Consider the following 386-nt stretch of genomic DNA (forward strand, 5'->3'; position numbering starts at 1 on the left):
CAGTGTCATCGGCCCGGCCTGGGACTCCCTGCTCGCCAAGCTGATCGTCACCGGCCGCACCCGCAAGGAAGCCCTCCAGCGCGCCTCCCGCGCCCTGGAGGAGTTCCGCGTCGAGGGCATGGCCACCGCGATCCCCTTCCACCGCAAGGTCGTCACCGACCCCGCCTTCGCCCCCGAACTCACCGCCTCCACCGAGCCGTTCACGGTCCACACCCGGTGGATCGAGACCGAGTTCGCCAACGACATCAAGCCCTTCACCGCCCCCGCCGACACCGAGACCGACGAGGACACGGGCCGCGAGACCGTCGTGGTCGAGGAAGAAGTCCGGCCCCGTCGCCTCCGGCGACACCCTCACCTCCCCCATGCAGGGCACCATCGTCAAGATC

At 69.9% G+C, this 386-nt stretch carries 1 pseudogene; it reads left to right on the forward strand.

Features of this window, described 5'->3' with window-relative positions:
• A pseudogene (locus tag IH25_RS38290) lies at positions 1–386 on the forward strand (acetyl-/propionyl-CoA carboxylase subunit alpha); the annotation flags it as partial.

The organism is Streptomyces achromogenes subsp. achromogenes (assembly GCF_000720835.1).
Classification (GTDB): domain Bacteria; phylum Actinomycetota; class Actinomycetes; order Streptomycetales; family Streptomycetaceae; genus Streptomyces; species Streptomyces achromogenes.